Origin of the sequence: Vreelandella maris, assembly GCF_013371085.1 — a bacterium.
Classification (GTDB): Bacteria; Pseudomonadota; Gammaproteobacteria; order Pseudomonadales; family Halomonadaceae; genus Vreelandella; species Vreelandella maris.
In genome coordinates, this window is the sequence record NZ_JABWCV010000040.1 from 1 (window position 1) to 23654 (window position 23654).

General features: G+C 52.7%; 26 protein-coding genes and 1 pseudogene. 9 read left to right on the top strand and 18 right to left on the bottom strand.

Annotated features, from left to right (window positions below; translation table 11 throughout):
- Window positions 1-539: 539 nt before the first annotated feature.
- From HUO07_RS20215 to HUO07_RS20245, 7 genes are all read right to left on the bottom strand, one after another.
- On the bottom strand, window positions 540-1010 hold the full coding sequence (locus HUO07_RS20215; RefSeq protein WP_035562985.1) for a c-type cytochrome: 471 nt from the start codon (window positions 1008-1010) through the stop codon (window positions 540-542).
- Complete coding sequence (locus HUO07_RS20220) at window positions 1003-1869, bottom strand: WD40/YVTN/BNR-like repeat-containing protein (RefSeq protein WP_044630812.1); 867 nt, start codon at window positions 1867-1869, stop codon at window positions 1003-1005. The genes HUO07_RS20215 and HUO07_RS20220 overlap by 8 nt, the downstream gene beginning before the upstream one ends.
- 23 nt (window positions 1870-1892) lie before the next feature.
- Complete coding sequence (locus tag HUO07_RS20225; protein ID WP_176304982.1) at window positions 1893-2636, bottom strand: cytochrome c biogenesis CcdA family protein; 744 nt, start codon at window positions 2634-2636, stop codon at window positions 1893-1895.
- 16 nt (window positions 2637-2652) lie between these two features.
- On the bottom strand, window positions 2653-3036 hold the full coding sequence (locus HUO07_RS20230; RefSeq protein WP_101146723.1) for a hypothetical protein: 384 nt from the start codon (window positions 3034-3036) through the stop codon (window positions 2653-2655).
- Between the two features lie 12 nt (window positions 3037-3048).
- On the bottom strand, window positions 3049-3597 hold the full coding sequence (locus HUO07_RS20235; protein ID WP_101146722.1) for a TlpA family protein disulfide reductase: 549 nt from the start codon (window positions 3595-3597) through the stop codon (window positions 3049-3051).
- Window positions 3598-3611: 14 nt separating this feature from the next.
- Complete coding sequence (locus tag HUO07_RS20240) at window positions 3612-4052, bottom strand: DUF411 domain-containing protein (protein WP_113271215.1); 441 nt, start codon at window positions 4050-4052, stop codon at window positions 3612-3614.
- A 100-nt stretch (window positions 4053-4152) separates the two neighbouring features.
- A complete protein-coding gene (locus tag HUO07_RS20245) occupies window positions 4153-4389 on the bottom strand; it encodes a hypothetical protein (protein WP_035562998.1) in 237 nt (78 codons plus the stop codon).
- A 246-nt stretch (window positions 4390-4635) separates the two neighbouring features.
- On the opposite strand from HUO07_RS20245, the gene HUO07_RS20250 reads away from it, so the two are divergent.
- Window positions 4636-5061: a MerR family transcriptional regulator gene (locus tag HUO07_RS20250; RefSeq protein ID WP_035563000.1), complete on the top strand. Its 426-nt coding sequence runs from the start codon at window positions 4636-4638 to the stop codon at window positions 5059-5061.
- On the opposite strand, the gene HUO07_RS20255 is transcribed toward HUO07_RS20250, so the two are convergent.
- From HUO07_RS20255 to HUO07_RS20295, 10 genes are all read right to left on the bottom strand, one after another.
- Complete coding sequence (locus HUO07_RS20255; protein ID WP_113271216.1) at window positions 5058-5792, bottom strand: sulfite exporter TauE/SafE family protein; 735 nt, start codon at window positions 5790-5792, stop codon at window positions 5058-5060. The two genes, HUO07_RS20250 and HUO07_RS20255, sit on opposite strands and share 4 nt — an antisense overlap.
- Window positions 5793-6335 carry a protein-disulfide reductase DsbD domain-containing protein gene (locus tag HUO07_RS20260; RefSeq protein ID WP_022522186.1) on the bottom strand — a complete coding sequence of 181 codons (543 nt, stop codon included), beginning with the start codon at window positions 6333-6335 and terminating at the stop codon, window positions 5793-5795.
- Window positions 6332-7144, bottom strand: coding sequence for a prolipoprotein diacylglyceryl transferase (gene lgt / locus HUO07_RS20265; protein WP_022522187.1), 813 nt, complete (start codon window positions 7142-7144; stop codon window positions 6332-6334). The genes HUO07_RS20260 and lgt overlap by 4 nt, the downstream gene beginning before the upstream one ends.
- Before the next feature lie 68 nt (window positions 7145-7212).
- Entirely contained in the window at window positions 7213-7740 is a 528-nt protein-coding gene (locus HUO07_RS20270; RefSeq protein WP_053856991.1) for a DsbE family thiol:disulfide interchange protein, read from the bottom strand.
- A gap of 90 nt (window positions 7741-7830) precedes the next feature.
- Window positions 7831-8508, bottom strand: coding sequence for a TVP38/TMEM64 family protein (locus HUO07_RS20275; protein ID WP_113271217.1), 678 nt, complete (start codon window positions 8506-8508; stop codon window positions 7831-7833).
- A 61-nt stretch (window positions 8509-8569) separates the two neighbouring features.
- A complete protein-coding gene (gene dsbG, locus HUO07_RS20280; RefSeq protein ID WP_022522190.1) occupies window positions 8570-9400 on the bottom strand; it encodes a thiol:disulfide interchange protein DsbG in 831 nt (276 codons plus the stop codon).
- 65 nt (window positions 9401-9465) lie between these two features.
- Complete coding sequence (locus HUO07_RS22080) at window positions 9466-9591, bottom strand: hypothetical protein (RefSeq protein WP_258955997.1); 126 nt, start codon at window positions 9589-9591, stop codon at window positions 9466-9468.
- A gap of 33 nt (window positions 9592-9624) precedes the next feature.
- On the bottom strand, window positions 9625-12099 hold the full coding sequence (locus HUO07_RS20285) for a heavy metal translocating P-type ATPase (protein WP_113271218.1): 2475 nt from the start codon (window positions 12097-12099) through the stop codon (window positions 9625-9627).
- Window positions 12100-12180: 81 nt separating this feature from the next.
- Entirely contained in the window at window positions 12181-12588 is a 408-nt protein-coding gene (locus HUO07_RS20290) for a heavy metal-responsive transcriptional regulator (RefSeq protein WP_113271219.1), read from the bottom strand.
- Window positions 12589-12659: 71 nt separating this feature from the next.
- A complete protein-coding gene (locus HUO07_RS20295) occupies window positions 12660-13295 on the bottom strand; it encodes a peroxiredoxin (protein WP_008958491.1) in 636 nt (211 codons plus the stop codon).
- Between the two features lie 247 nt (window positions 13296-13542).
- Between HUO07_RS20295 and HUO07_RS20300 the strand changes: the two genes are divergently transcribed.
- The 7 genes from HUO07_RS20300 (at window position 13543) to HUO07_RS20330 (ending at window position 21805) form a co-directional block, all read left to right on the top strand.
- Entirely contained in the window at window positions 13543-14265 is a 723-nt protein-coding gene (locus HUO07_RS20300; RefSeq protein WP_035563023.1) for a cytochrome c biogenesis CcdA family protein, read from the top strand.
- Window positions 14266-14528: 263 nt separating this feature from the next.
- Window positions 14529-14912, top strand: a complete 384-nt coding sequence (locus tag HUO07_RS20305; RefSeq protein ID WP_127063334.1) for a hypothetical protein — start codon at window positions 14529-14531, stop codon at window positions 14910-14912.
- Between the two features lie 99 nt (window positions 14913-15011).
- Complete coding sequence (locus HUO07_RS20310; protein ID WP_035564332.1) at window positions 15012-16265, top strand: TolC family protein; 1254 nt, start codon at window positions 15012-15014, stop codon at window positions 16263-16265.
- The gene (locus tag HUO07_RS20315) at window positions 16262-17719 is read left to right on the top strand and encodes an efflux RND transporter periplasmic adaptor subunit (RefSeq protein WP_035564331.1); all 1458 of its coding nucleotides are present in this window, start codon (window positions 16262-16264) and stop codon (window positions 17717-17719) included. Before HUO07_RS20310 ends, HUO07_RS20315 begins: the two co-directional genes overlap by 4 nt.
- Complete coding sequence (locus HUO07_RS20320) at window positions 17716-20871, top strand: efflux RND transporter permease subunit (RefSeq protein ID WP_035564330.1); 3156 nt, start codon at window positions 17716-17718, stop codon at window positions 20869-20871. Before HUO07_RS20315 ends, HUO07_RS20320 begins: the two co-directional genes overlap by 4 nt.
- Complete coding sequence (locus tag HUO07_RS20325; protein ID WP_035564328.1) at window positions 20868-21224, top strand: copper-binding protein; 357 nt, start codon at window positions 20868-20870, stop codon at window positions 21222-21224. The genes HUO07_RS20320 and HUO07_RS20325 overlap by 4 nt, the downstream gene beginning before the upstream one ends.
- 311 nt (window positions 21225-21535) lie before the next feature.
- The gene (locus HUO07_RS20330) at window positions 21536-21805 is read left to right on the top strand and encodes a hypothetical protein (RefSeq protein WP_127063333.1); all 270 of its coding nucleotides are present in this window, start codon (window positions 21536-21538) and stop codon (window positions 21803-21805) included.
- Window positions 21806-21812: 7 nt separating this feature from the next.
- Here HUO07_RS20330 and HUO07_RS20335 read toward each other — a convergent pair whose 3' ends face one another.
- On the bottom strand, window positions 21813-22070 hold the full coding sequence (locus tag HUO07_RS20335) for a hypothetical protein (RefSeq protein WP_127063332.1): 258 nt from the start codon (window positions 22068-22070) through the stop codon (window positions 21813-21815).
- Window positions 22071-22265: 195 nt separating this feature from the next.
- Between HUO07_RS20335 and HUO07_RS20340 the strand changes: the two are divergent.
- Window positions 22266-23520 (top strand): annotated as a pseudogene (locus HUO07_RS20340) (ISL3 family transposase).
- Window positions 23521-23654: the final 134 nt, after the last annotated feature.

The window sequence follows — 23654 nt, forward strand, 5'->3', positions numbered from 1 at the left end:
TGGAATTAGCGAAGGAAACATGCACCAGCAGTAGGTGAAGCATCAACCAGATAATCCGATGAGATGCCGGTCTGTCTCACTCTCATGCAAAGGTAAGATCAACCATTTAATCCGCTTACCCGTTGTTTATTAACACTATATTGCTTACCTAACATAATAATCTAACTCCCTTCCACAGCCTTCAGATCAAATATGTGGCGCGACGAAAACTTTATTGTGAAGTGAGCCAGTCGATCTTACTAAGCCTGAAGGCGCCTCAGTCGTTAGGTAATAAGTTTATTTTATATGAAATTTGTTAACTTCCATGTCTCAACATAAACATTTGAGATTCGCTAAAGTGTATATTTATTCGCTGACAATGCGAAGTTGGTTTTCTAAGTAAGGGCTAGCATTCGCCGGGAGCAGGTTTGTCGGAGTTAAAAGGACCAAGAGGTTGTTTTCTACTTAATAACACAAGTGGGCGGTTGAGACGGTAGCTAACAGTGTGGTGACCCATAAGGTGACTAAGAAAATTTGTTATAGGGCATAGACACTATTATTTACTCTGGGGGTATTCCAGTTTGTATTGGAAAGGGGTTCTCAATACTTTCGTCTGCTTGGTGACGCCTTTGCTCTTGTGTCCATAATGTCTTGAGATAATTCACCACATCTCGTATCTCGCTGGGAGCCAAAACTTCCTGATACGCTGGCATCGTTAGCCTATCGGTTTTATTCCAGGAGTCGCGCCAACCCTCGGCAATAATTCGGTAGAGCATGGCATCAGAGTGTTTCCAGGTATGGCCCTCTGGCCCATGTGGTGGAGCAGGTAACTCGCCTAGAGCATTTTGCTCTTCCCAGTTGGGCATGCCTTCGCCTTGTGTACCGTGGCAACTAGCACAGTATTGTCGGTAAACTCTTTTTCCGTCTTCCAGCTGAGGAGTATCGCTTGAAAAAGGACGGTCCTCAGCCATGGCGTGCCCCACAACCATTAGCGTCAGCCATGAGGCAGTGAAAAAACAGTGCTTACGCATCGGGATAAGTCCAGGATTGGCCTTCGTCTTCACTGTGTAGAAGTTCCCCTTTCTGGTTTAAACCATAGAGAGTGTCTTTGGCGGAGAGTGTGAGTGCAACGAGCTCTGTGCCGTCACCAGCTACTTGTTGCCACTCTTGACCACCCGTTTCACTACGCCATAGTCCTTGCTGTGTAACCACATAGACTCGCTTTGGGTTGCCAAGGCTATAAGCCACATCATAGACGCTGCCAGCATCAAGTGCTCCGGTCGGTCTCCAACCGCAAAAGCAGTCCATCGATAGACGCACCGCATCGTCCGATACCCCGTAGAGCCAGCCGGTCTGCATGCTGCCTTCCATGTCAGAGTGGACGAGTCGGTTAATCTTTTGTGAAGGACCACTGTCCATTTTTTTCCAGGTGGTGCCAGCATCCTCGCTTTGGTAGATGCCGTCTTCTTCAATTACCGCATAAAGTGTTTCGTTCTGACGGCGATGTACAGCTAGCGCAGTAACCTCTCGGCTAGGTAGGTTAGCGCTAAGCTCTTGCCAGGTTTCTCCATTGTCGGTGCTACGCTGCACCCCGATTGAGGGGCCTGCGATATAGAGCGCTTGCGGATCAGTGGAGGGGACCGATACCGCGCGCAACTGGCCTTCATTCACGTCTTCGGGCAAGGGAATCGCATTCCAGGTCATGCCTTCATCGGCACGCTGGAATAGTTGGTTAGCCTCAATTTTAAACAGTCGTTTGCCTGTTACGTCATATTGCAGTGCAAGCAACCTTTCTTCAGTTGCCAAGGCCGTAATGGCGCTGCCAAAGCTGACTGCGGCCAAGCCTGTCAGTAAGAAGACACGTAAAAAACGACTCACGATCATGTGCATTTCAATATTTCCTTAAATAACGATTAGCCGATAACACTTAGGGCAGGGAAAGTACGCAATAACCAATATGACAGCTCGGATAGTTTGCCTGTGATCATTAAGCTACCCATCAGGATCATGATCAACCCAGCCGCTATATGTATGAAATGCCCCCAGCGACGCAGGAATTTCTGGTGCTTTATGAAGCGATCAAGTGAAAGGGCACTCAGCATGAAGGGCACACCCAGACCCAAAGAATAAACGCCGAGCAACGCCATGCCGCTCCAGGCGTTGGCCGTGGAAGCGCTGACGGTAAGAATGGCACCCAGAATCGGGCCAATGCAGGGGGTCCAGCCAAATGCAAACGCTAAACCAAGCAGATAAGCCGCACTGCGGCTTCCGCCGACGTCCTTCAGTCGACCCATAAACCGCCATTCTTGATGAAACCAGCGCCATGGCATGAGCCCGGTCATGAAGGCACCAAACAGTATAACGATAAGGCCACCGACTAGGTTTGCTTCTTGGCGATACACCAGCAGCAGACGACCAATGGCAGTGGAGCTGGCTCCCAGCAACAAAAAAACGGTTGAAAAACCGAGCACGAACCATATCGACTGGGTTAACACCCGCAGACGTTCTCGTCTATCCGCTTCCTGTAATTGTCCGAGCGAGCGGCCGGTCATGAAAGAAAGATAGCCAGGCACAAGTGGCAAAACACAGGGCGAAATGAACGAGATCAGGCCTGCCAGAAAGGCAGTGACCAGTCCTATATTGGCTACTTCAAGCATTACCCTTTACCCATGGCTAGGCTTGGAATTTAGATGAGGACTGCTTGATTGACTCGCTTTGATCGACTAGTTGGCGAGTGGTAGGCGCTGTTCCGGCATTCACTTCTGAAGCGTCTTCTACCCGAGCCTGAACATTGGTAGCGTCGCTTTGCTCGGTCGCTTCACCTTTTTTGTCTTTGCACTTCATCATGCATAGGCCTAATCCGCACATAATGAGACATGGCAATAGGCTCAATAGAATAGGCGCAATGCCTAGCAAAACCAGATTATCCCAGCCAAAAGCAAGGCCGCCAGCCACTGCCACGCTACCCAGCAACATCAGGCCGCGTGACCCTGTCAAAAAGCCATTTAGCCCCGATTTTTGTTTGCCCTGTTGGGTTTTGTCGTCACAACAACTCATGGTGCTACCTCATTATCTGGTTGCAATCATTTCGGCAAGAAAGTCGATCATGTCTTGAGTATTCCACTCGGCTTCCCCCACGAGGCGCCCAATTTCTTTGCCTTGGCGGTCAAGTAGAAGCGTCGTGGGAATACCTACGGCCCCAAGATCTGCGCTAGCCATTCCGGTTTTATCTATATAGGGAGCCAGATGTTCAATGCCTATCTCTTGATAGAATTCATTAACAATCTCGACCCCCTTACGGTCGATCGATAAGGCGACCACCTCAAAATCATCGCTGCCAAGCTCATCTTGTAGGGCATCTAAAGTGGGCATTTCCTCTCGGCAAGGCCCGCACCATGTTGCCCAGATGTTGAGTAGAATCAGCTTTCCTTCAAAGTCAGCCAACGTGAAAGGGGTACCGTCGCTATCCTCGAAGCTGATTTGTGCCACATCGTTGGGGGTAGCCCAGAGAAGAAACCCCTGTGGCCCTGAACTTTCTGACGGGGCGGCCATGGCAAGGGATGTGGCAGTCATCAGAAATACAGCTACGAAATGTCCTGTCAGGATGGGGTGTTTCATCGCCGCACTATCCTTTAGTGAGTCGCGTAAATGTCGGGGGTCTCAGTCGATTGCGAGGCGATGGCATAGACTTCCAACGGGCCACGCTTTTCTCCCGACATGCCCGGTGAGCCAAGCGGCATTCCCGGCACACTCAGCCCTATGATAGAGGGCTTTTCATCAAGCACTTGGGTCACGCTCTCAACAGGCACATGCCCTTCGAAGAGATAGTCCCCTACGACCGTGGTATGGCAGCCATGCAGTTCTTCAGGGACGTTATACTCGGCTTTCATTTTAACAAGATCATGGGTGTCGATCGTCTCCACGTCGAAGCCGTTTTGTTCCAAATACTTGGCATATTCGGCACAACACCCGCAATTGGGATTTTTGTAGAGAGTCGCTGATATATCAGCCGCCAATCCCGATACGGGAAAAGCCAGCAAAGACGTAACGGCAAGCGCTTTCCAATGTTTCATATGTTGTGTGTCCGGTTAGATATCAGAGAGGAAGGTCCAAGCGACGCTATCCGCATGATGAAAAGGTTGCTTGCGTACAAGCAACCCTATCCGAGCCGCTTTAAGCGTCGTCGTTCTCATGCTGCATGTTTTCCATCATGGCGTTACATTTTTCCATCATGGACTTCATATCGCCCATCATGTCGTGCATACCCCCTGCTTGCATCATATTGCTATGCATGGCGTTGCCCTCCATCGGCTTCTGTTGATTCTCTTCTTGGGCAAGAAGCGAGCTAGCTCCGAAGCTGCTGGCAGCAACAATGGCAGTAAACAGGATCGCAGTATTACGTTTACGCATGACACTCTCCTCTGTGTGTGAGTCACTCTGCCAAACGCGCTGGTGGTAGGACTTGATTACGGTTTTTTATCCTGTGGCAGAAGTGCTTTTTTAAGATATCCTTAAAGCAGACTTTAAGGTCAAGGCCTCATTTTAAATTTCGTTATACAACCTAAATGTTTGTCATGAGCGCTCAGCTGAAGACTTGACCTTTGGGCAGCCTAACGGTTGTAAGCTGGCTACGAATAAACGAATGAGGATAAGCCAATGCGAGTCTCAGAGCTGGCTCAGACGGGAGGAGTAACGGCAGAAACGGTACGCCACTATACAAGGGAAGGGTTATTGCAACCGCACCGCGACCCGCGCAACGGTTATCAACTCTACGATGCAGAGTCCTTGGGGCGCCTACGTTTTATCGATTGCCTGCGTTCGCTGGGTGTTAGTCTTCCAGAGATCAAGCAAATATTATCTTGGGCGGATCAAGGCACTGCAGAGTTTATTGAACCAGTACCACTCGCCACTCAAAGGGGACGTCTTTACTTGCGGGCTCAAGAGTTCCAGGTGATAGCGCGCTGGATAGATAATATGAATCAAGACAAGATGACTGAAAGTTTCAGCCTGAAGGAGCTCATCGAATCGCTTGGATCTAGAAAATCAGACGTCGAGATTAATGATAAGCGAGGTCATCATTAATGTTGCGATGGGGTCATGGCACCGTGCGTATCCACCATCCCTATCATGGATTCCAAATACCAGAGTTGCCAGACGGCAAACGCAATAATTAGCAGCGCTGCTAGCGTACGAGTCGCAGGACTACGTATCCATATTGAGACGCGGCGCGCTGCCACACCGGTCGCTAGGACGGCAGGCAGGGTGCCGAGCCCGAAGGCCCCCATCATCGCGGCGGCACGCAATGGCTCGGCTACGGCCAGACTCCAGGCCAGCATCGAATAGATTAGCCCACAAGGCATCCAGCCCCATAGCGAGCCAAGTGCGAACGCTTGGGGCACTTTTACAACAGGCATCAAGCGACGTCCTATTGGTTCGATGCGGCGCCACAGAACGCGCCCTAGTGCCTCGATACGTAGCAAGCCCTTCCACCAGTTGGCGATATAAAGCGCCATCAGTATCAACATGACCGCCGCCAGGATACGCAATACCAGGGCGAAGCTGTCCAATGCATGGTTGAGCACGGAACCGAGCAGGGCCACCAAGGCACCCGCGATCATGTAGCTGCTGATACGGCCTAAATTATAGCCGAGCAACAGAGCTGCTAAACGGCTAGGTTGTCGCATGCTGGGGGGCACAGCAAAGGTCAGGGCACTCATGATGCCGCCACACATGCCGATACAGTGCGCGCCTCCCAGCAAGCCGAAGACGAAGGCCGCCGCCAGCGGCGGCAGGCTCAGGTCGGCGGGATTCATTTAAGGAGCGCCTTTGGTGCTATCCGCCGTACCAAGGGAGGGGCTGGTGGCGAAGGTCGCCGGAGGGGAGCCGTACGGTGAGATAAGTTCGACCTGTTCGGGTGGATAGCAAAGTCCTTGATCGGAACAGCCCTGAAAGGTCACCACGACGGCCAACGGTCCGATCACGGTCTCGCTCGCCTCGATGGGCGCACTCACCAACACCTGATTGTAGAAAACATTAATGTCCCCCAAAGATGCGTGCGACATTGGCTCACCAGGTGGCAAAGCCAGCTCTCCGAAATTGATACTTCGAGAGAGACTCTCAATCGCAAACTGATGCCGATGAAGGTAATAGTCTTCGGCGACGGTGAAACCGACATAAACCCGATCATCGTCTCGCCAAGCGGTGGTTCGGAAGGCTTCTGTAGCCGGTAGAAAGTCACGTTGCGTCGAACGGTTAAAAGGGGAGCTTTTGTCACCAACCCCAAATATCTCTTCACGTGCCGCTACCGGTGTGACTATAAAGAGTGCCACCATTAGAAAAGCGAAGACTTGTTTCATGAGTTTAACGCCGCCTTTGGCTTATCCACTGGCTGACGTCTGGACCAAGCGACCAGAGCAAAACCCGCTATGAGCATCGGTAGTGTCAACAGCTGCCCCATGGTCAACCAGCCAAAAGCGATGAATCCCAACTGAGGGTCTGGGAGGCGCACGAACTCCACGATGAAGCGAAAGGCTCCGTACAGAAGCAGGAACAACCCAGAGATGAGGCCTCGCTGACGCGGTCGGCGCGATAGCCACCACAGCACGGCAAACAACACGACACCTTCAAGGGCAAACTCGTAGAGAGCCGAAGGATGGCGTGGCTCTGGGCCCAGCTCCATCATGGATGGAAACACCATTGCCCAAGGTACATCACTAACTCTTCCCGGTAACTCGTGATTGATGAAGTTACCGAGGCGACCCGCTCCCAGGCCGATCGGGACTAACGGAGCAATGAAGTCAGTCAGTTGAATAAAAGCCAGTTGATGTTTGCGAGCAAACAGCCAGGCAGCCACTAATACACCGGCAAGGCCGCCATGAAAGCTCATGCCTCCTTCCCAGATTTTTAATAACCAAAGGGGGTTTGCTTGCAGTTGTTCGAGCCCGTAAAACAGCGCATAGCCAAGACGGCCGCCAACGATGATGCCGATGGCGCCGTAGAAGATCAGGTCGCCCATATCATCGTGGCTTAGGCCGAGTCGGTGGGCTCGATGCCGACCCAACCACCAAGCAGCGACTAGCCCGATGACATACATTAAGCCATACCAGTGGATCTGAAGAGGGCCTATGGCGATGGCGATCGGATCAATTTGAGGGTATTGCAACATATACCTTCCTTAACTTAGCGTTACAGATGGAGTCATTAATAAAAAAATAATGCGTTTTCATAACCGTTTTATCGTTTCCACTTCTCGACTTCTTGGATGACTCGCTCAACATCTTCAGACGTTATGTAACCTGTATGTTTGTAACGAATAGTGCCTTCGGTATCGACCAGATAGCTTTCTGGGGCGCCATACACACCTAGCTCAAAACCTAGGTTACCCTCTGGATCAAAGATGTTGACTTCAAAAGGGTTCCCGAACTCGTCAAGAAACTCGAGCCCCTTTGCCTGGGTATCCTTGTAGTTGATCCCAACCAAGCGGACGCCTCGCGCGGCTAAATCCAATAACTGCGGCATTTCATGTTTGCAAGTCGGACACCACTCTCCCCACACATTGACTAATGTCACCTTTCCTTTAAAAAGAGATTCATCAACGAGCCTTGAGGGGTCTTCCAGCGTTGTCAGGCTGAATGGCGGAAACGGCTGAGCTAACAAGGGTGAATCTCTGGCGCTAGGATCCATTGATAAGCCCTGATAAAAGAAAAAGCTCAAACCAAAAAAGCCCAATAGGGGTAAAAATAGCAATGTCCGAAATTTCACGTGTACGTCTCACAGGTAGTAGCGGGTAAGTGCCTGCTGAGCATTGTTAATGCTTACGAAAGTTGATTTAGAGCACTCGGTTGCTATCGGTCATGGCTGTCGAGCCCATAAGCGTTTCGCCAGCAGAGGCAGCAATGTAATGCCACTGATGAGAATCAGCGCGATTGTGAGGCCACGGGAGTCGGCCGTAATCAGCACTTCGCCGAACATGACGATTAGATACGCCGTGGGGATCACGCCGGCCAGTGTGGCGATCAAAAAGCGCCAGAAAGACAGGGGGGTGATACCTGCCGCATAGCTGACGGCATCAAACGAAAGGAAGGGCACCAATCGGGATGCAAAAACGATGAGCATCAAGCCTGTCTGAGAGCGCTCCTTTCCCAGCCAGTTGAGGATGGGCCGCGTACGCGGCCAGCGTTGCATCACTTCATAGCCGAGCAAACGAGCAATGCAGAAAGCGAGCAGAGCACCGGCTTCGGCACCGATAACGACATAGATCGTCCCCCAAACTGGGCCGTAAAGCGCACCAGCCACCATCGCAATTGGGCCACTGGGAATCGGGCTCATGACAATGGCCGCCATCATCATAAAGATGATGGCCAACGGCCCCCAGAAGCCCAGCCTATCAAGCCACTCACGCAAGGCCTGCTTGTCGGTCAAGACCGACAAGGCGCCGGTCTCCATCAGAATCCAATAAAGGGCCGCCAAGCCCATCAATAGAGTGAGCCCCAAAAAGAGCGTTTGCTTTACGCTAAGCTTGGTTGCCATGTGCATCTCAGTGGTCGTGATTGGGGAGACTCGCATCTCAGCCCTGTACCGTTATGGTGTATCATTCAACGCCCAATATTTCGCGAAACTGGTCGGTCGACACTGCGCCATTGATACGCTGAACTTTCCCGGCTTCATCACGGTAGTAGCTGGTCGGCGTTCCCGTAGCACCGGCCTCACGCATGATCTGGGCGTGATTTCTAAGAAGCGCTTGACTCTCCTCCGACGGCTCCACCGGCCTTATGCCGCCATTGCGAAATTCCAGTTCATGAGTTTCGAGAGCACTGGCCGGATTGTCGGATTCAAGGATTGCAGCAGCTTTGCGAAGACTGTCCTCTGATAGCACGCCGACCAGCACGTGACGAAGCTGTAACACGCCTTGCTCAATGAGCGGGCGCGAATTTTTCCAGAGTGCATTGCAGTAGGGGCAGTTGGGGTCTGTTAGTGTGTACACAATATGCGAAGCATCATCATTCCCCTCCGAGATAAAACGAGTGTTTTCAAACGCACTCCAGGTAGCTTCCAGCATGGGGTCCAGCACCAGAGCCTGAAGCTGGCTTTCCATAACGGCATTGCCCTGCGGGTCGATTAACGTACCAATGACGGCGTAGTCGGAAGAGGAGGAGATATAAGCTGCCATAGGCTCATTATCATAAGACAAGGCATAGCCTTGGAGACCGTCAGGCGCTTCGAAGCTGCCATGGAAGGTGAACCCTTGATCCACCAATGCGGTAATCGATTTGGGCAAGGGAGACTCAGTATTCGTGGCACTGCTGGCCTGACGACTCTCAGTGGCATCAGTACTTGCTTCCTGCGCCAACGCAGGCAACGTTATAAGACCTAACAGACCTGCAGCAGCTAGGCAATAAGTGATAGGTAGGATATATCTCATGGATGCTCTCTTTATTAGTTTCTGATCTACCCAAGGGGGACGATTGTATTCGGTTGCCAGCTTCATCACTTCTTATTAAAAAACAGGTATTTGATGAGCGCAGCAACACCAAGCCCCAGCGCAATAATCAACAAGATCGCTATTAGGCCCATCCCTGCCATACCCCACATGCAGCTTTCACTTCCCATCATTTTGAATTCCTCGTTAACACGACATTGTTTGGTTTAGGCGCGATGAACAGCATCGTTTGGACGTGGTGTGGCATTGCCGGTATCCGATGTGAAACGGCGTAGCCGCAACGAGTTAGTCAGCACAAAAACACTGGAAATGCTCATGGCCGCCGCCGCCAGCATGGGGCTGAGCAATACGCCGATGAACGGATAGAGCACGCCCGCCGCTACGGGGATTAGTGCTACGTTGTAGCCATAGGCCCAAACGAAATTGCCGATAATGGTCCGGTGGGTACGCTTGGAGAGCGCTGTGGCATTGACGATGCCTCGCAAATCGCCACTCATCAGCACCACATCGCCAGACTCGATGGCGATATCGGTACCAGTGCCGATCGCAATGCCCACGTCGGCCTGCGCTAACGCGGGAGCATCATTGATTCCATCTCCCACAAAAGCGACACGCTTGCCCTCCGCTTGGAGACGCCGGATCTCTGCCGCTTTCTGGTCGGGCAGCACCTCGGCGAGAACCTGCTGGATGCCAACCTGCCGTGCGATAGCATCGGCAGTAGCACGGTTATCGCCGGTGAGCATGGCCACGTCCAGCCCTTGCGCTTTGAGTGCTGCGATAGCCTCGGCAGAGCCTTCTTTAAGGGGATCCGCCACCGCGATGACTGCAGCAAGCTGACCGTCTACCGCGGCATAGAGTGGGCTCTTGGCGTTCTCGGCCAACACCTTGGCGCGTGTTTCTGCCTGGCCGAGGTTGATTTCCAGCCGACGCATGTAACGATCAGCTCCTACTTGCACCAAGTGGCCGTCGACCTCGGCTTCAATGCCGTAGCCAGGCTCGGCACTAAAGCGACTGACCGGGGGTAATTCCAGCCCACGGGCCTTGGCGCCCTGTACAATAGCCTCGGCGATGGGGTGCTCGCTTTGAGCTTCCACCGCCGCGACCAGTCGCAGCACTTCGTTTTCATGGCCGTTGATCGCTTCGAAGTCGGTCAGTTCGGGGCGCCCTTGGGTCAAAGTGCCGGTCTTGTCCAGTACCACCGTATTCATCTTGGCCAGCGTCTCAAGCGCCGCCCCTTTACGAAATAGCACTCCCATCTCGGCCCCTTTCCCGGTACTGACCATGATGGCCGTTGGGGTGGCCAGACCCATCGCACAGGGGCAGGCAATTAGCAGCACGCTAACGGTAGTGACGAAGGCAAAGGACAAAGACGGCGCCGGTCCGAAAGCGAACCAGAGTGCAAAGGTAATCGCGGCAATAACGATGACCACAGGAACAAACACACCAGCAACCTTGTCGGCTAATTGCTGAATGGGGGGCTTCTCCGCTTGGGCCGTTTCCACCATCTTGACGATCTGCGACAAGACGGTGTCGGCACCGACTCGCGTGGCCCGAAAGGTAAGTGCACCGTTCTTGTTGATAGTGCCACCGACGACTTCGGAACCCTTCTGTTTGACGACCGGCACTGGCTCACCGCTGATCATCGACTCATCAATGTAGGAGTGACCCTCCTCAACGATGCCATCGACTGGAACACGCTCCCCTGGGCGAACCAAAATACGATCGCCCGTGACGACGGCGTCGATAGGCAGCTCGACGGTTTCATCCTCGCGGATGACACGGGCAGTTTTCGCCTGTAATTGCAGAAGCTTCTTGATCGCCTCGGAAGTGCGACCTTTGGCAATGTGTTCAAAATAGCGACCGAGCAGAATTAGCGTCACAATGACCGCTGCCGCTTCGAAATAGCTCACGGCTGTTCCGACGGGGAAGAGCGCGGGCGCCAGCAAGGCGGCGACTGAATAGAAGTAGGCAGCGCTCGAGCCGATCATGACGAGGCTGTTCATGCCCGGATTAAAATGCCGGAGTTCGGCGAAGCCGGCACGATAGAAGCGTGCACCTGCATAAAACTGCACCGGTGTCGCCAATAACCACTCGACGCCCATCCAGGCGCGATGCGGCATTAGACTTGTTAACAGCGTGTCAAAAGCGGGAATCATTTTCCCCATGGCGATAATGACCACCGGAATCGTGAATATTGCCGCGAGCACGACTCGGCGGCGAAGCTCAGCTCTCTCCCGGTCCTCGCTGTCCGTCGGTGGCGGCGTATCGGTATCCTGTGGTTCATAGCCTGCCTCGCGGATGGCATGCTGAATACGCGTTAACGAAACGGCTCCCGGCAGGAAGCGAACGAAGGCCTTCTGGGTAGCAAGGTTAACACTCACTTCCACCATGCCGGGCAGCTTCGTTAGCGTTCGCTCTATCCGAGAGACACACGATCCACAACTCATGCCGGTGATGGGAATGTCGAGACTTTCCACCACAGGTTGATAGCCCGCTGTTTCAATGGCGTTGAGTAGGCTAGTGGTCGTGGTACCTGCTTCGACCTGGATAGCCGCCTTCTGGGTGGCGAGGTTCACTTGAGCGTTGATCACGCCTGGCTGCTGGCTGAGTGCACGTTCCACACGTCCAACACAGGAAGCACAGGACATACCACGAATCTCGATATCGACGTTTTGCGCCATAATGACGATCTCCCTGTTAATTTATCGACGACCTGATATGCGAGCTTGATTCCCCATGTTCGCTATCGAGAAAATGCCCGATCATTCAGTCTGCTCAGCGATAGCTTCAACAATCGGGCAGCCTTCCTGCATAGGCCCTGCGCCTGCACATTCGTCCAGTGTTTTCGATAATACGGCTTCAATCCGCGTGAGATGTTTGATCTGCTCTCGCACCTTGTGCAGCTTCTCGCTGGCGATGCGTTTAGCTTGCGCCCGGTCGCCATTAGCATCCTGAAGCATTAACAGCTCCCGAATCTCTTGCAGCGTGAAGCCCCACTGCTTGGCATGGACGATAAACTGCAACCGATCCACAGCTTCCAGTGGGTAACGCCGATAGTTGGCATCGGTCCTCCTCGGAGGAGGCATAAGTCTCTCTTTTTCGTAGAATCGAATCGCCTGGCTAGCGACCCCGCTTCGTTCGGCAAGCTCGCCGATACTTAGTGTTTGCATAGCGTTACCTCACGACATTATTAATCCAAGCTTCTGGCAGCCTGACTCAACGAATCTACCGGTCGGGGCTCCTATTGCTCCGGTTGGCGCACGACCCTAAGGTAGGGCGTCTTGGTGTTCCAGCCTTCGGGAAAGTGTTGCCTAGCGTCATCATTCGATAGCGATGGCGAGATGATGACATCGTCACCATTTTGCCAGTCAACGGGGGTGGCCACTTTGTGCTTGTCAGTTAGCTGAAGCGAATCGAGAACCCGCAGTATCTCGTCGACATTACGTCCTGTGCTGGGTGGATACGTCAAAGTGAGACGAATTTTCTTGTCAGAATCGATGATGAAGACCGTACGCACCGTCAGTTTGGGGTCGGCTTTGGGATGGATCATTCCATAAAGCTTCGCTACCACCTGATCTTCGTCAGCCAGCAAGGGGTAGTTCAGGGCCGTGCCCTGAGTCTGTTCAATATCCCCCGCCCAGTCGTGGTGAGAGCTGAGGGGATCCACCGAAACCCCAACCAGTTTGGCACCCCGCTGGGTGAATTCGTTCTTTCGCTTGGCAAACGCGCCCAGTTCTGTGGTGCATACTGGCGTAAAATCAGCGGGGTGCGAGAACAGCACCGCCCAGCTGTCGTCAAGCCATTGGTGAAAGTTGACCGTGCCTTGCGTGGATTCGATCGTGAAGTTTGGTGCTGTCTCGCCCAGTTGTAGCGCCATGGAAATGTCCTCATGTCATTCATTGAGTAGCCACCATAACTTTGAAGTCAACTTTAAGGTCAAGCCTGATGTGTAATATTTGCAGTTCGGTAGGAGACAAATAATTTGCCAATAAAGGTTGACCTTAAAGTAGCTGTAAGCCTTAAAATTCTTATGGCGCTAAAATGGACATGATAGGAGGTAGCACCATGGGATTGGTATCAATACCCTTGTTGGCTGTCTCCATAACTTAAGTTGCGATAACACATTGGAATCTCTCTCTTCCATCGGCTTGGTCGGCGCCTTTATCGGCGGATTGGTCTCCTTCTTCTCGCCCTGCACGCTGCCCCTGTTACCGGCCTACCTGTCGGTGGTCACAGGCGGTAGTGCCGGTAAAGCCGACAGGCGGTTAGAGGCATTGACCCTCAGTGCCTTCTTCGTCTTCGGCTTCAGCATCGTGTTCATCCTACTCGGGCTCGGCGCCAGTAGTATCGGGCAACTGATGCGAGGGTATCGTCAAGAATTCAACTGGGTTGCCGGCTCGGCGGTGATCGTGCTGGGCCTCTTCATGACCGGCGTGTTCCGGTTGCCGCTTTTCCAGCGTACCTTTCAGTTCACCCCCAATGTCCAGGGTGGCTCCCCGCTGTCGGCGACTGTGTTCGGGATCTCTTTTGCCATCGGTTGGACGCCTTGTATCGGCCCCATCCTGGGCGCCATCCTGATGGCCACGTCCAACGCTGCTAGTGCTCAGGCTGGAATGATATATCTCAGTGCCTACTCGGCTGGCCTAGCGCTACCTTTTCTTGCCAGCACTTTACTGATTAACCGATTCGCTCTGCATCGGCAAAGCCTAGGAAGGTGGAGCGCCTATGCTCGCCCCGTGGCGGGCACGATTGTGATCCTGATGGGCATCGCCATCGTTACGGGGTATATGACACGGCTTTCCAGTATCATGGTCGACCTTTTCCCCTCCCTGGCAACCTTGGGGTAGGCTAATTGTAAGTTGTTTAGTTTCTCCAAAATGAGGCTCTTAGCGAGGTGCTTATAACATTTACATTACCATTAATGACTATTTAATAGCTCTTTTTTCTGCATTACCTTTAACTTTTTTTACCAAAGTTTTGTATCTTTTTTGTTTTTTATTTTATAGATTTAATTTTCCTGAAAGCCTTTGTGAAAATGCCCTAAATGCACTGCAAAATACTGAAATAAAGCGTGATTATTGCTGCGCGATCATTTAGGAAGTCTTGTTATATGAGTCTTTTTTCAATAGAATGCCCGACTATGAAATTATATACCCGGTTTTTTATTGTATTTATTTTGAGTTTTGCACTTCCCGTAACGGGAACGGCGCAAACCCTTATGATGACCGGTTCTTTCTCCATGGATCATTCGAATGTTTACGTTACCCCGGAGTCTAGTTTCTCGGGGGACACCGAGCATGAATGCTGTTCGCAGCACGAACGAGATGACTTTGCCGACTGCAAGAGCGGCAAGGAATGTAAAACCAGCAGCCTGCTCCAGGTAGCTGTTATCAAAAGCCTGCCGTTTTCGCCCAGCCAGCTCCCTCTTGTGTTGGCAATAAATTTTGTGCGGTCCCTCGCACCAGATGCCGTTTGGCATCCTCCCCGCAGCTGATTCCTATTATGTAATGAATATCATCCGGCGCCCCTGAAGCTTTCGGATGGTCATCGCGTGCCTTTGGTTCGCGCTGGAACATAAACGGAATCAATCACCATGAAATACCGAATCAATTGGCTTCGTGCGTGCACGGCCGCCCTATTCGTCAGCTCGCTTGGCTTTCCTGGGTTGTCAGTCGCACTTACTTTGGAGCAAGCCTTGAATTTGGCTGAGCGTGAAGCTCCTTCGTTGGCTGCTCAAGCGGCCAATCAGCAGGCGACACGCAGTGCGGCCATCCCCGCCGGAGAACTGCCGGATCCCAAGTTGAGATTAGGACTGCAAAACACTCCCATTGAAGGCGAATCACGCTGGGAGCTTGGCAATGAGCCGATGACCATGCAGATGGTCGGTGTAATGCAGGAAGTCCCTAACCGTGATAAGCGCCGGGCACGAATTGATGCAGCGGATGCTGCTGCGACGGTCGCTGATGCGGAGCAGGCCATTGAGCTTCTTCAGGTACGCCAGGAAACAGCAGACGCCTGGATCACTACCTTAGCGATCGAGCGCAAGCTGGCCCTGTTCAAACAGCTTTATGCTGAAAACGAACTGTTTTCCCGAGCAGTAACAGCGCGGCTTGCCGGAGGACGTGGTCAGCTAGCTGACAGCATACTGCCGAAACAGGAAGCTGTATTGCTAGCGGATCAGGAGGACTTGTTACGGCGCAACGAAACAGCAGCCCGGGCCGCACTAAGCCGCTGGATTGGCCCGGCCGCCAGCCAGCCACTGACCGGTGGCTGGCCACAATGGCAGGACGATTTAGCTCATTACCAGTACAACCTGGAACGGCATCCGCAGTTGCTGGCATTCAATCCGATGACGCGTCAGGCACAGGCTGAAATTGCTGAAGCCGTCGCTGAGAAAACTCCTGATTGGGGCTGGGGCGTGGATTACCAGCGGCGCGGTCGTGATTTCGGCGATATGGTTAGCCTCAGCGTCAATTTTGATCTACCCGTATTTTCCGGTTCACGTCAAGATCCCATTATTGATTCTGAACGCTCTCGTCTGGCCCAGCTTGAAGCAGAACGAGAGGCAGTGTTGCGTAGGTACAACCAATCATTGGCAACTGATCTGGCTGAATACCAGCGGCTTGTTCAAAGCTTGGCTCGGCTTGAGCAGGCTTTGCTGCCGCTGGCTGAAGAGAAGGTGCGACTAGCTATGGCGGATTATCGTGCCGGTAGCGGTGAACTCATGGCCGTCATCAGTGCTCGGCAAGAGCTGGTTGAAACCCGCTTGCGCCGCGTTGATTTGGCTCGGGATCGCTCGTTAACCAATGCTCGCCTACATTTCGCTTTCGGAGATAACCAGCCATGATATTCAAAATCAAGCGACGAGCGTTGCTGATCGGCTGGCCCAGGGTTCTTGGATTTACAGGCCTTGTCGGACTTTCGTTGGCGACGTTGCCCGCTCACGCTCAGGCAGACGAACAGCAAGATAAAGAAGTGCTGTACTGGTACGACCCCATGTATCCCCAGCAGCGCTTCGACGAGCCTGGTCCATCGCCCTTCATGGATATGGATTTGGTGCCTCGTTATGCCGATGAAGGTGGCGATGGCGCCTCCATGTCAATCGACCCTGGCATTATGCAGAACCTGGGGATGCGTGTAGCTACCGTAACGCGTGAGTCTGTCAGTGAGATTGTTACCGCGGCTGGAATCCTGACATTTGATGAGCGTGATGTTGCCATAGTTCAGGCGCGTAGCGGCGGTTTCGTCGAGCGGGTTTATGGCCTAGCGCCGGAAGACGTAGTGGAAAAAGGGGCACCGTTGGCCGATTTTCTGGTGCCTGCGTGGGTCGCTGCACAGGAGGAGTATCTCGCCCTGCGCAGTTTGGACGAGCCACAACTTTTAGAGGCAGCTCACCAACGAATGCGCCTGGCAGGTATGCCGGCTGAGTACATTACGCAACTGGAACGTGGTGCAAAAGCGATATCAGTATGGACCGTCAGTAGCCCCATCAGCGGCGTGCTGCGAACGCTTGAGGTGCGCGAAGGTATGACGTTGCCTGCTGGCGCGCCGCTGGCGCGCATCAACGGCTTGGAAACCGTCTGGCTTGAAGTAGCGGTGCCCGAGTCTCAGATGAGCGTATTGGCAATGGGTCAACCTGTCGAAGCTAGGCTTCCAGCGTTTCCAGGTGAAGCGTTGCAAGGAACGATTGAGACTATCTTATCAGAAGCCAACCTGGACAGCCGAACAGTACGAGTCCGAATTGAGCTGCCTAATCCTGAGCAACGTCTGCGCCCTGGCATGACCGCTGAAGTAACGTTGACCCGCAGCGATGAGATGGCACTGGTCTTGCCCACCGAGGCTGTGATCCGCACCGGTCGGCGTACTCTTGTCATGGTGACTGAAGGAGAAGGTAAATATCGCCCGATAGAAGTACGAACTGGCCGTGAAGCTGGTGGTAAAACAGAAGTGCTTGAAGGGCTGGAGGAAAATCAGCAGGTAGTCGCTTCTGGTCAGTTCCTGCTTGACTCAGAAGCCAGTCTGCGCGGGTTAACTACCCAAATGAATCAGCCAGTATCGGCTCCTGAGCCTGCATTGCACGAGGCTGAAGGTACCATCATTACTTTGGAAGAGGGTGCGATTGTGCTATCTCACGGCCCCTTCAAAACACTTAATATGCCAGGTATGACAATGTCTTTTCCAATCGCAGAGGAGTCTTTGCTGCAAGACCTGGCTCAGGACGACAGGGTGCGTGTAGGCGTTAGCGAAAGTGATGAAGGGCTGGTGATTAAGCGAATCGAAAAACTGGGAGGCCAGTTATGATCGCAGCAATCATCCGTTGGTCGGTCGTCAACCGTTTTCTGGTGCTACTTGCCACGCTTTTTTCTGTGGCATGGGGCATTTGGTCAGTACAGAACACGGCGGTTGATGCACTACCGGATCTCTCTGATGTGCAGGTCATTATCCGTACGCCCTATGCTGGGCAGGCGCCACAGATCGTTGAGAATCAGGTTACTTACCCGTTGACAACCACCATGCTATCGGTGCCTGGGGCCAAAACGGTGCGGGGCTACTCATTCTTCGGTGATAGCTACGTCTATGTATTGTTTGACGACGATACCGATCTGTACTGGGCTCGCTCCCGAGTGCTTGAATATTTAAGTCAGGTACAAAGCCGGCTGCCGGCTGGTGTTGCCCCAACGCTAGGGCCTGATGCGACGGGGGTAGGCTGGATTTTCCAGTACGCACTGGTCGATCGCACCGGCGCCCATGACCTTTCGCAATTGCGCTCATTACAGGATTGGTTTCTGCGCTATGAGCTGAAGACACTGCCGAATGTTGCCGAGGTGGCACCAATCGGCGGAATGGTCAAACAGTACCAAGTGGTGCTTGATCCGGTGCGTATGGCTAATCGCAAAGTGACGCAGCAACAGGTTACCCAGGCAATTGACGCGGCCAATCGCGAAACGGGCGGTAGTGTGCTGGAGATGGGTGAGAGCGAGTTCATGGTGCGCGCCTCAGGCTATTTGGAGTCTCTTAATGATTTTCGCGACATCCCATTACGCCTGGAGAGTAGCGGTGTGCCGGTTACGTTGGGCGATGTAGCGCATGTCCAGTTAGGCCCGGAGATGCGCCGCGGCATTGCCGAACTCAACGGCGAAGGTGAAGTAGTTGGCGGCGTGGTAATTCTGCGCAGCGGCAAGAACGCCCGCGAAACCATCACGGCGGTGAAGGACAAATTGCAGGAGCTGAAGAAGAGCCTGCCTGACGGGGTGGAGATCGTCACCACCTACGACCGCAGCACCCTGATAGACAGCGCAGTGAAGAATCTTAGTTACAAGCTGCTTGAAGAGTTCATCATAGTTGCACTGGTTTGCCTGATTTTTCTTTGGCATTTTCGTTCTTCGCTGGTAGCGATTGTTTCGCTACCGGTGGGCATCCTTATCGCCTTTATCATTATGCAGCGCCAAGGGGTCAACGCCAATATTATGTCGTTGGGCGGGATCGCCATCGCCATCGGCGCGATGGTCGATGCGGCTATCGTGATGATTGAGAATGCACACAAGCACATCGAAGCCTGGCACAAGAAGCACCCAGACAAGGTGCTTAAGGGTGAAGCGCACTGGAAAGTCATTACTGATGCGTCGATTGAAGTGGGGCCGGCACTGTTTTTCAGCCTGTTGATCATCACCCTCTCGTTCATTCCGGTCTTTACGCTGGAAGCCCAGGAGGGGCGGTTGTTCGGCCCATTAGCTTTCACCAAAACCTATGCCATGGCAGCAGCAGCGGGCCTTTCGATTACATTGGTCCCGGTTCTGATGGGCTACTGGATTCGCGGCAAAATTCCGGATGAGCATCGCAACCCGATCAACCGTGGACTGATCTGGATCTACCAGCCGGCCCTTGAAGCGGTATTGCGATGGCCGAAGTCCACATTGCTGGTAGCATTGCTAGTGTTTCTGACTGTTCTTTGGCCGGCCTCGCGACTCGGCGGAGAGTTCTTACCGCCGCTTGACGAGGGAGACTTGCTCTATATGCCAACAGCGTTACCGAGCCTTTCGGTTCAGAAGGCCTCGGAGCTGTTGCAACAGACTGATCGGATGATCAAGTCGGTGCCGGAAGTTGAGCGGGTATTCGGCAAGGCCGGCCGCGCTGATACCGCGACCGACCCAGCGCCGTTAACTATGTTCGAGACCACTATCCAGTTCAAACCGAAAGACCAGTGGCGACCGGGCATGACACCGGAAAAACTGATGATTGAGCTGGACCAGGCGGTGCAGGTTCCGGGTCTGGCTAACTTGTGGATTCCACCAATCCGTAACCGCATTGATATGCTTGCCACCGGTATAAAAAGCCCCATAGGTGTCAAAGTATACGGCTCGGATCTGGTGCAAATCGATAAAATCACCCAGTCAGTGGAACGGATCGCCCAGACTATCCCAGGGGTAAGTTCCGCAGTCGCTGAACGCCTCACGGGCGGGCGTTACATTGATGTCGACATTGAACGCAGCTCAGCAGCACGTTACGGGCTGAACATCTCCGACGTTCAATCCATCGTTGCTGGTGCGGTTGGTGGCGCGAATATTGGTGAAACCGTAGAAGGACTGGCGCGCTATCCGATCAGCCTGCGCTATCCGCGCGAATGGCGTGACTCACTGGACGACCTGCGCAATTTGCCTATCTATACTCCTCAAGGCAGCCAGATCACATTAGGCACCGTGGCGCAAATCAAGGTCACCGACGGCCCGCCCATGTTGAAGAGCGAAAACGCCCGCCTGACAGGCTGGGTCTATGTCGACGTTCGCGACCGAGACATGGCCACGGTAGTGAAAGATATTCGTGCCAAGATCAATGATGAAATAGAGCTCGAGTCCGGCATGAGTATTCGTTATTCAGGCCAATTTGAATTCATGGAACGAGCCAACGCGAAACTCAAACTGGTGGTGCCAGCAACGATAGTCATCATCTTCGTGTTGCTTTATTTGATATTTAAACGCTTTAGCGAAGCGCTATTGATTCTGGCTACCCTTCCGTTCGCCCTTACAGGCGGGGTCTGGATACTGTATTTGCTCGATTACAATTTATCGGTCGCCACGGGTATCGGCTTCATTGCTCTGGCTGGAGTCTCTGCTGAGTTTGGTGTGATTATGTTGTTGTATCTGACCAACGCCTGGGTCGAGCGCAATAAAGCCGGTCATTTTGACGAACCAGCACTTTTTGGGGCGATCCGTGAGGGAGCCGTGCAGCGCGTTCGGCCTAAGGTGATGACCGTGGCAGTTATTATCGCCGGTTTGCTACCGATACTGCTAGGGAGTGGAACCGGAAGCGAGATTATGAGCCGCATCGCTGCGCCTATGGTCGGAGGGATGATCACTGCCCCACTACTGTCTTTGTTTGTCCTCCCAGCGGCTTATCTATTGATGAGACGCCGATCTATTCACCTAACCCATCCAACCTCTGGAGAAACACGATGAGAACCAAACTCGCATTAATGATAACCCTCGCGATAGCTCCTGCCGCTTTTGCTGGCGACATGAACGCGATGGAGCACGATCAGGATACTGCGATGGATAACATGCAGATGGATCAGAACGACGCTGCAGCTGAGATAGCCAAGGCTGCCGGCACCATACGTAAGATAAATATGGAGAAAGGAACCGTTACCATTGCTCATGGTCCGGTGCCAGAGCTCGAATGGCCGGCCATGACAATGGGGTTCAAGGCTACGCCTGAGCAGCTTATGAATCTCAAGGAAGGCGATGAGGTCGAGTTTGAATTCACGTCCAAGGGCATGGATTCGGTGATTACCTCAATTAACAGCGATTAGAACAATGCCGAATGACCACCGCTAAGGGGTGGCCACTCAGCAGCTTTTAGAAAGATGCAATTTGGTTAGACAAAAAACTACACCGCCATTGCTTGTTAATGTATTTAACCTGCCATTGATATCAATGGTAATTAATTTTTTTATAAAAAATTTAATGATTTTGAATTTCAGAGCACAGAGTGGTGTGAGAAAAACGGCGCTTAAAATTAACGTTACTGTAACGTTTAAATATAAGGCGGCTATAGGTAAAATAAGGAGATAGTTATGTTATTTAATAATCTAGCGAAAAAATGTGCTTAGTAGGTCTTTGCATGGGTATCACTGCAAGCCCGCTGGTGTTCGCCAATAACTCAATAGAGCTAAACAAAGATTGCTCTGCAGGGCATGCGGTAATTGTTAAGCCACAATCTCAGACTTCGTTGAGAACTGATGCGTTTACTAAAAATGATCTTTTATACGATAAAGGAAATCGTCAGTCGGATCAGAGGTTTATGGAAAAAATTACTGGAAGCTCATCAAATGTAGTCAGCTATAAACCGGAAGATTTGTTCCATGATGTGGGGGACGGCATTCGCTGGTAGTTAATAATTAGTAGGTAACATGCAGTTCATAGCTGTTATTATCATTTTTCTTAGCACCTCCCCTTGAGCTACCTGTCACATCAATCTGGTATTTCCCCGGTTGTAGCTGACTAACAAGTTCGAAGTGCCCCCGTGTGCTAGAAGCTTCTGCTTCTTGCTGTCCTACCTCGTTGAGTAGAACAGCTGAAATACGGTTGCCAGTACTGGTAAAGCCTGGAAAGTGATCACTATCCACTTTCAGCGTAGTCGCTTGTTCAATGTTCATATTGAAACGCTTGGGTTGCCCCTGGGCAAGCAGCTGTGTAGAAGACACTCCTCTTTCTAGTAAGGGCAGATCCTGGGTTGTATTCCCGAAGTTAGCCCATACAGATGTTGAAAAAATGGCTCTTCGACGCTGAGTGTGGAATTCATGCCCTGAGCTAGGCCAGAATATAGTCTCCACAACGACAGTAGGTATGACATGGACGGCACCCAAATTCTGACTCTCGGCCTGGGCTTGGAAGCGCCCTGGATCCTCAAGAACCAGCACCTGGATACCGCCGTGTCGCCCCACCGACTGGATCTCTATGTCGAGGCGGAGCGCGGTAGTCTCTACCCCTGTCCGGAGTGCGGTAAGGCCTGTCAAGCTCACGACTTTGCCGACAAAACCTGGCGGCATTTGAACTTCTTTCAGCATCACTGTTACCTGCATGCTCGCGTGCCTCGCACGAAGTGTCCTGAACATGGCGTCAAACGCATAGAAGTGCCCTGGGCGCGGCCGGGCAGCGACTTCACCCTGCTGTTTGAGCAAGCGGCCATGTCACTGGTCAAAGAGATGCCGGTGCTGGCCGTCTCGCCAGTTGGAGATTTCCGACAAACGACTATGGCGCATCGTGCATCACTACGTAGGCCGAATGCTGGGGGAACTGGATCTGTCCCGGGTGGCGACGGTCGGCGTGTACGAAACCGCGTCCCGGCGCGGCCATCGCTATGTCCCGGTATTCCTCGACATGCAGTGCAAGCAGGCACCGGTGATCTTCGCTGTTCCAGGCTGCGGCAAGGATGCCATCCAAGCATTTAGCGCCTTCCTGACAACCCATGGCGGCAATACGGACAATGTGGTCGAGGTAGTCTGCGACATGTCGCCCGCCTTCCTTAGCGGCATCACCAAGCACCTTCCCAAGGCAGAGGTAACGGTCGACTGGTTCCATATCGTGCAGACCTTTACCAAGCGGCTGGACGAGGTCCGCAAGAAAGAGCGCCGCGAGCAGGAACACCCTAAATCGCTGCGCTGGGCACTGCTGAAAAATCTGGACAACGAGAACCTGAGACCTAAACAGTTGGCGGCGCTCCAGGAGTTGGTAGCCGATCAGAGCGCCACGGCCGATGCCTGGATAATCAAGGAAAAGCTACGCTGGATCCAGAAGGCCCCAACGCCCAGAGCGGCTCGGTGGCGCATCACGAACTACCTCAAAGTTATGCAAGCGGCGGTTTCTGAAAAGTCACTACTGAAGCCGATGGGAAAGGCCTTGGTGACACTTGAGCGGCACGCGGAAGCAGTGGTTAGGCGCTGGCACTCGGGACTGACGAACGCAAGACTGGAAGGGATGAACGGCCTGTTTCAGGCGGCTCGGTCACGCGCACGTGGCTATCGGAACGAGGCTAACTTCATCGCCATGATCTATCTGATTGGCAGCCCGGCGGGCCGCCTATTCGATCAGGCTAAATCCACATGAAGTGACGAAGAACTTTTTTTGCTAAAAAACCACTAAATTCAGCTTCAATTCATACTCTAAGGTTATTATTAAATTGTAAATAACCAACGGAGTAAACCACCATGAAATTTAAAGCAATTATTTTTGGCGCAACG